The organism is Kitasatospora sp. MBT63, from assembly GCF_000710465.2.
Taxonomy (GTDB): domain Bacteria; phylum Actinomycetota; class Actinomycetes; order Streptomycetales; family Streptomycetaceae; genus Kitasatospora.
On record NZ_JAIZ01000793.1, the window covers coordinates 6408 to 10853 of the forward strand.

Below are 4446 nucleotides of genomic sequence, written 5' to 3' on the forward strand. Positions count from 1 at the left end.
GGCGGTCAGCCGGGCCGCCAGCTGCGGGGCGACCGGGCCGGTGGGGCGCAGCAGGATCAGTCCGACCGCGCCGGCCAGCGCGGAGATCACCTCGGGCCAGTGCGGTCCCGGGTCGTCGACGAGCAGCAGCCGGCCCAGGTCCAGCCCGTACCCGGCAGCGGCGGCCAGGCCCAGGTCGGGCAGGCCGACGGTGGCCGCCCAGGCGCCGTCCGAGGCCGCACCGGCGGCCAGGGCCAGCAGCAGGCCGGTGTCGCCGCCGTCGACCGAGACCGCCGCGCCGCGCCGCAGCCCGCCACCGGGCAGCAGCGGGGCCAGGGCCGGCAGGGCGGGCAGCAGGTCCCCGCCGGCCGTGGCCGGTCCCCGCGATACTGAATCGAACATGTGCACGGATTAAGCATCGAACATATATTCGTAGATGTACAAGTCCGTAAATCTGATCGAGCCGCAGATCCACCCCACCCCCGCACACCGCGTGACATTCACCCCGACGGCTTGCGGCGGCCACGGCGGCACCCGTACGGCCCGTACGGCCCGTACGGCCCGTACGGCCCGATCGTCCGCCGCGCGGTTCCCGGCCTGGCACACGCCCGGCACCCGCCCGGGATTCCCCCGGGTGGAATTCCGACGATCAGTCAATTCATCTACATGGTGGGAATTTTCGCGCATCCGCCCCCGCCGGACCGGGCGGGGGATGTCCGCGCAACGGTCCGGTCACGATCGGCGCCGCCGCACCCGCCGAAGCCGTTCGCTCACGCAGGATGGCGGAATGAGGATCTTCGGGGGTGTCCGCCCGGCCGCCGCTGGCGCGCTGTTGCTGGTGCTGGTGGCGGGCTGCGGCAGTACGGTGACCGACCAGCGGGCCGGGACCAGGACCGGTGGCGCCGACCGGAGCGCGATCCCGAGCCCGCGCGCCACCGGCGGCGGGGCCCCCGTCGCGTTCTGCCCGGCCCCCGAGGCCGGGCCGGCGCCGTCGCCCTGCATCTCGTACAGCGAGGAGCAGCGGTACGCCGACAACCACGCGTACAAGCAGGAGATGCCGCTGTCCGAGTCCGCCCGGGCCGACAACCAGCCCCGTGTCCAGGCCCTGCAGGCGGCCCTGACCAAGCTGGCGGGCGGCCCGCTGGACGAGGACGGCCTGCGCCGCGCGACCGCCGAGGCGACCGGCACCGAGCCGGCGACCGTCCACGTCGAGCTGTGGCGTGACCGCAGCTACGCCCAGGTCGTGGTGGAGGCGGGCAGCGGCTGCCTGAAGGGGACGATCAACGAGGGCAGGGTCAACGCCGAGACCACCGGTTTCATCGCCGACGGCGGCTGCGTCCCGGCCGTCGGCCACTGACCCGGCCGGGACGGCGGACCTCGGCCGGCGGGGTTCCCCGCGGCTGTCGGTGGCCGGTGACAGGCTGGCGGGATGAGTGAGCTCCCACCACAGGACATCCCGCCGCAGGACATCCCGCCGCAGAACTACGCCCAGGGCTGGGCCGAGGCCGACGACCGCCGGACGCCGCCGCTGGTGGGCGACGAACGCGAGATCCTGACGTCCTTCCTGGACTTCCACCGCGAGACCTTCGCGCTCAAGTGCGCCGGGGTGTCGGCCGACCGGCTGTCGGAGCGCGGGCTGCCGCCGTCCGGGCTGAGTCTGCACGGGCTGCTGCGGCACCTGACGGGGGTGGAGCGGTGGTGGTTCCGGATCCAGTTCGCGGGGGCCGACGTGCCGATGCTGTACTACACCGACGAGGACCCGGACCAGGACTTCGAGCGCCTCGACGGTGATCCGGACGCGGCGTTCGCGCTGTGGCGCGAGGAGTGCGAGCGCTCCCGCGCGATCGTCGCCGCCGCGGCCTCGCTGGACGAGACGGGGGTGCACCGGGCGACCGGCGGCCCGGTCTCACTGCGCCGGATCCTGGTGCACCTGATCGCCGAGTACGCCCGGCACAACGGCCACGCCGACCTGCTGCGCGAGCGGATCGACGGCGCGACCGGCTACTGACCGCCCCGGACCGACCGGCCCTGGTCGGTCCCGAACGATCAGTCGCGGGCAGCGGCCACGAGCAGCGGCGAGTCCGCGTAGCCGGCCGCGAGCCGGGTGAAGCCGGAGGCGAGGACGGCGAGGACGGCGGCGCCGATCCCGGGCAGCGGGTCACCGGCGGCCAGCCGGATGCGCATCTCCTCGGAGGCGGCCGCCCCGGCGGCGCCGGCCGACCAGGCGAACAGCGCCAGTTCGGCCCGCACCGCCGGGTCGCGGCCGGCTTCGCCGGCCCGCTCGACCAGCAGGTCGAGCAGCATCGCCCGGCGCTCGTCGACGACCGCGAGGTGGAAGCGGTGCAGCGCGGGACTGGCCAGCAGGATCCGGGCGAAGGTCCGGGATGCCTCCTCCTCCTCGGGGGCGAGGACCAGCGCCACGTTGGCGGCGTAGTAGCCGCGCAGCCCCTCGACCAGTTCCGCCCCGGTGCGGGCCGTCACCACGGCCCCCGGGAGGGCTTCGGCGAACTCCTGACGCCGGCTGAAGAAGATGTCGTCCTTGGACGCGTAGTGGGTGAAGACGGTCGCGGGGGCGACCTCGGCCTCGGCGGCGATCTGGACCAGGGTGACGCCGTCGAACCCCCGCTCGGCGAACAGCCGGAACGCCGCGTCGGCGATCGACCGGCGGGTCCGTTCCCGTTTCCGCCCGCGCAGCCCCGGCCGAACGCCGGCCCCGGCCCCGCCCCCGGCTGCGGGGTCGGACGCGGGAACGGCGGAGGCGGAAGCGGAGGCAGCGGTCGCGGTCATGGGCTCAGAATAATCCACGGCGCCAGAAAAGTAGAGATGCTACATTTTTGGAGACTCTCCAGAAATCACCCTTCCCGAAGGAGCCCACGTGGGCACCAGCCCGTCCGCCGTCCGGCCCCCGGCCGGCACCGGCCGCACCCCGTCCCCAGCCCCGCCGGCCGCACGCCGGCTGTCCACCACCGCCGTCCTGGTGATCGCCTGCGCCGCCCAGTTCATGGTGGTGCTGGACGTCTCGATCGTGAACGTGGCCCTGCCCGCGATGCGCGCCGACCTGCACCTCACCCCGGCCGGCCAGCAGTGGATCGTCAACGCCTACACCCTCGGTTTCGCCGGGCTGCTGCTGCTCGGCGGCCGGCTGGCCGACCTGATCGGGCCGCGGCGTGCGTTCCTGACCGGGCTCGGCGTGTTCACCCTGGCCTCGCTGGCGGGCGGGCTGGCCGACGGGGCCGGGCCGCTGATCGCCGCCCGGGCCGCCCAGGGCATCGGCGGTGCCGTGCTGGCGCCGGCCACCCTCACCCTGATCATGACCACCTTCACCGAGCCGCGGGCGAGGACCCGGGCGATGGGCGCCTGGAGCGCCGTGATGGCGGCCGGCGGCGCGGCGGGCGCGGTGGTCGGCGGACTGCTGACCGAGTACGCGGGCTGGCGCTGGGTGCTGTTCGTCAACGTCCCGGTGGGCGTCGCCCTGTTCCTGGCCGCACTGGCGTACGTCCCGGCCGGGGCCGCCCGTCGCGGCGGGCTGCGGCGGATGGACCTGCCGGGCGCGGCCACCGTCACCGCCGGGCTGACCGCCCTGGTCTACGGGATCATCTCCACCGAGTCGCACGGCTGGGGCTCGCCGGTGGTCTGGGGTCCGCTGGCCGCCGCCGTCCTGCTGCTGGCCGCGTTCACCGCGATCGAGTCCCGGGTCGCCCATCCGCTGGTGCCGCTGGGGATCCTGCGCCGGCGCACCCTGGTGACCGCCAACCTGGTCACCATGCTGGCCGGCGCGGCGATGTTCGCGATGTGGTTCGTGCTCTCGCTCTACTTCCAGCAGGTGCTGGGCTACAGCGCGGTTCGGGCGGGGCTGGCCTTCGTCGCCGGGTCCGCGGCGATCATCGCCGGCTCGCAGATCGCCACCCGGACCATCACCCGGACCGGTCCGCGCCCGCTGCTGGTGGCCGGGACCCTGACCAGCACCGTCGGGTTCGTCTGGCTGTCGCGCTTCACCCCGGACGGCGGCTACCTGACGGACGTGCTCGGCCCGTTCGTGCTGTGCACGCTCGGCATGGGCCTGTCGATGATGCCGGCCACCGTCGCCGCCACCGGCGGCGTCCCGCGCGAGGAGGCCGGGCTGGCGTCCGGGCTGGCCAACACCTTCCGCCAGGTCGGCGGCGCGGTCGGCCTGGCCGTGCTGGCCACCGTCGCCTCGCACACCACCGCCACGCGCCTCGCGGAGGGCGGCGTGGACGTCCCGCAGGCGCTGACCGCGGGCTTCGGGCGCGCCCTGCTGGTGGGCGCCCTGTTCACCGCCTGCGCGCTGCTCGGGGCGCTGACCCTCCCCACCCGGCGCGCCGCCGCCGCGAAGGCGGCGGACGCCCCCGCCTGAGCCCGGACCGACCCCGGCCCGAGCGGGGCCGGACCCCCGCCCGGCCCCCGCCCGACCCGCGCCCCCCCCGTCCGACAGCACGGCCGCTCACC

At 75.3% G+C, this 4446-nt stretch carries 4 protein-coding genes and 1 pseudogene; 3 read left to right on the forward strand and 2 right to left on the reverse strand.

The features are described 5' to 3' along the window. A pseudogene (locus AA75_RS50510) lies at positions 1 to 381 on the reverse strand (hypothetical protein); the annotation flags it as partial. A gap of 385 nt (positions 382 to 766) precedes the next feature. On the opposite strand from AA75_RS50510, the gene AA75_RS50515 reads away from it, so the two are divergent. Together AA75_RS50515 and AA75_RS41455 are read left to right on the forward strand one after the other, a co-directional pair. Further along, a complete protein-coding gene (locus AA75_RS50515) occupies positions 767 to 1336 on the forward strand; it encodes a hypothetical protein (protein WP_051814322.1) in 570 nt (189 codons plus the stop codon). A gap of 72 nt (positions 1337 to 1408) precedes the next feature. Further along, a complete protein-coding gene (locus AA75_RS41455; RefSeq protein ID WP_051814323.1) occupies positions 1409 to 1987 on the forward strand; it encodes a DinB family protein in 579 nt (192 codons plus the stop codon). A 38-nt stretch (positions 1988 to 2025) separates the two neighbouring features. Here the strand turns inward: AA75_RS41455 and AA75_RS41460 are convergent, their stop codons facing one another. Further along, positions 2026 to 2766 (reverse strand): TetR/AcrR family transcriptional regulator, encoded by a 741-nt coding sequence (locus AA75_RS41460; RefSeq protein ID WP_051814325.1) that lies wholly within the window; start codon positions 2764 to 2766, stop codon positions 2026 to 2028. An 88-nt stretch (positions 2767 to 2854) separates the two neighbouring features. Here AA75_RS41460 and AA75_RS41465 point away from each other — a divergent pair, with 88 nt between their 5' ends. Then, complete coding sequence (locus AA75_RS41465; RefSeq protein WP_033825687.1) at positions 2855 to 4354, forward strand: MFS transporter; 1500 nt, start codon at positions 2855 to 2857, stop codon at positions 4352 to 4354. Positions 4355 to 4446 lie beyond the last annotated feature (92 nt).